Consider the following 2,807-nt stretch of genomic DNA (forward strand, 5'->3'; position numbering starts at 1 on the left):
TCAGGTACATCCATTTTTATCTGATGCTTTGGATCGAACTCTAATGGTCTATCTCGTTTCACTATGTGTTCTGGTCTATCACTTAAAAGCTGCTCTATAGCGGGTAAGCTTGAATTCGGTACCCGATTCATCGCTTCTATTGGCGATAAACCCAACTGGTCATCAAAGTTACGCGTCCAAGTCGTTTCAGCGATAGAACGAATACGGGCGACCTTATCATCACTCATAAATTCACCACCCACATTAGATGTCGCGATAAACGTAAAATCGTCTTGTAGCTTTTGCTTGGTTATAGCTAACTCTTCAGCTATCTGATCGGTTGGTAACTCGCCTTCAAGTTGCTTCCGCAAAGCCGTAATTTCTGCGTCACGCCAAAGCACTTCAAATCGTGTTCTCACCTCATGGATACGGTTGTAATTCGCTTCTAGCTTAGAGCCTTTATCCACGATATGTTCAGGTGTTGTGATCTTTCCGCAATCATGCAGCCACGCGGCGATTCTAAATTCACGACGTTCATCGTCATTTTCAAATTTAAAGTCTTTAAAGTAGTCTGATTGAGATTTTTCAGCCGCTTCTGCCAACATCAATCCGAGCTCAGGTACACGGTTACAATGTCCTGCAGTATAAGCAGACTTATCATCGATAGCTTGCGCGATAAGTTTGATAAAGGATTCGACGAAGGCTTCCTGAGTTTGTTCGTGCTGCTTTATTTCCGCAGACATGTCTTTAACCGCGACAGATAGCTCCCATACCTCTTTTATACGTGTATCAAGTACGGTCACATTGTCATAGTTACGCTGCTTTACCTTGTTGGTTTCAGCTTTTAGCTGACGTATTGGCCGAACAATCGGCGCACCAAAGACCCACGCTACAGGCAAGGTGAGGCTCATTAATAGAACGGTCACACCGATCGAAGTCGCAACTCTCTTATTAACTGCGCTGTATATCTCAGCTTCTGGGATGGCTACCGCAAAGTACTCTGAGTAATGCTCACCCGTATCGATCTTCTTCAAATATAGGTGTTTAAGTTCACCATTGAGTTTTAGCTCAACCATCTCACCTTCAACACTCGCTGTTGCGGTTTTTTCATAGAGCTCGGTGTAAGGAATCGTCGTACCTACATTGAAAGCCTGATGATCAAACCACTTTTGAGCTAACGCTATTTTCTGTTCATCAGTAAGCGACTTGATGGCTTGATTAATGATAGGTAACAGCTGTTGGTGTTTATTCTGCAAAACGATATGGAAGTGATTAGGATAGTCTGTTTTTAGATCAAGCAGCGCTTCACTTACTTTCAAGTTCTGATGGAAGAACTTATCCAATGAAAATGACAGTACAGGCTTAACATCAATTACCGCAAAAACCTCTTCGTTGTCGACAGCGTCTAGCGCTGCCTCAATATCCGTAAACTCCAAAAGCCTAATGTTTGGGAAGTCAGATCTTAATTTCGGTGTAATTGACCACCCTGATAAAATAGCGACGCTCTTACCATCAAGCTCTTGGTAGTTCCTTACGGCTGGAGCATCACGTTTCGTGACTAAAGCAAACGGTAGTTCATAAATCGGGTCAGTGTATAAGCCGATGATACCGTTACTTTCGTAATTTTGAACCGAGTGTAAGCCATCAATACTTCCCTCTTGGAACTTGCCAGTTAACTCCGCCCACGAGAAGCCATTTACAAATTCGAACTGAACTCCACTCATCTCACTGATCATTTTCAATAGATCAATCGCATAACCGTGTGGTTTTCCTGATACTGAAAAATCCATCGGTCCCCAATCACTTTGATTTGAAAACAATAGAGGCGATGTATTGTCTATTATGGTTTGATGCTGTGAAGACCAGTTAATTTGGTTAGCTTGAGGGAGTGTGTTACTCGACTGATAATTGCGATTAGACGCGATGATGTTGCCTGACCTTGAATAAAGGAAAGACTCAACTTTACTGTCTTCATCTAAATCCAACGCACTCGCAGACAACTTACTCGCTAACGAAGACAGAACAATATCAATCCCTATCACATGTTGAGCGTCGCTTACTGCTTTGGATTCAAACGCTAATGAATATGTTTGGCCAGTGATTTGAAGGTGTTGAAACAAATAAGGCTGGGTTTTCTCGACAGTCTCGGTATTGGCAGAGACATACCAAGGTCTTGTGGTTGGAAAGTAGTTGCTTGGCTCTGTCTTAGAATCTCTAAGATTAAAATCCAAATCATAGAATTTGGTGGTACGAATCCTACCTAGATCTTGGTTACGGATTTCAATGACTACCCAACGGTCGCTATTCTGTGCGCCTATTTTATCTCTAACATGCGGTGATGATTCCAAGTTAATAATTTGGAAAAAGTTGTCGTTAGATGAACCGATATAAATGCTGTAGAAGAGAGGATTATCTTTTATCGCCTCAGAAAGAATCCCACGCGACTCTTCTCTGGATATTTGATGGCTGATAGATCGATGCACAGCAGAGAGCAAGCGTGCTGTGTTAATCGCGTCTGAGTCGACGTTACCTATATAGTCACTTAAGTCTTGAGACACCATCGTCAGTTTTGACAAGGTATGCTCAGTCGCCATCTTTTTACTGAAGTAATATTGAAGTGATACAGCAACAATTGCCGTAAGTACCGTTGCAAGTAAAAACATCCCGCCAACGGTCACCCGTAATGAGATTTTTGTGTTTGTCATTATTCTATCCTTGAATAACCACTAGCTTAGAAATGTAACACGCTAGCAATATCTCTATTATTACTACGCGATACCACCTCTATCAACACATTATTCTATATATTAATTAGGATGTCCCTATAT

Annotated in this window: 1 protein-coding gene; it reads right to left on the reverse strand. The window is 41.9% G+C overall.

The window, feature by feature from the left end:
- Positions 1-2,684, reverse strand: a 2,684-nt coding sequence (locus BCT81_RS17895; protein ID WP_102425332.1) for a transporter substrate-binding domain-containing protein, incomplete at its 3' end; no start/stop codon positions are given.
- Positions 2,685-2,807 lie beyond the last annotated feature (123 nt).

Origin of the sequence: Vibrio sp. 10N.261.52.A1 (genome assembly GCF_002876325.1) — a bacterium.
Taxonomy (GTDB): Bacteria; Pseudomonadota; Gammaproteobacteria; order Enterobacterales; family Vibrionaceae; genus Vibrio; species Vibrio chagasii.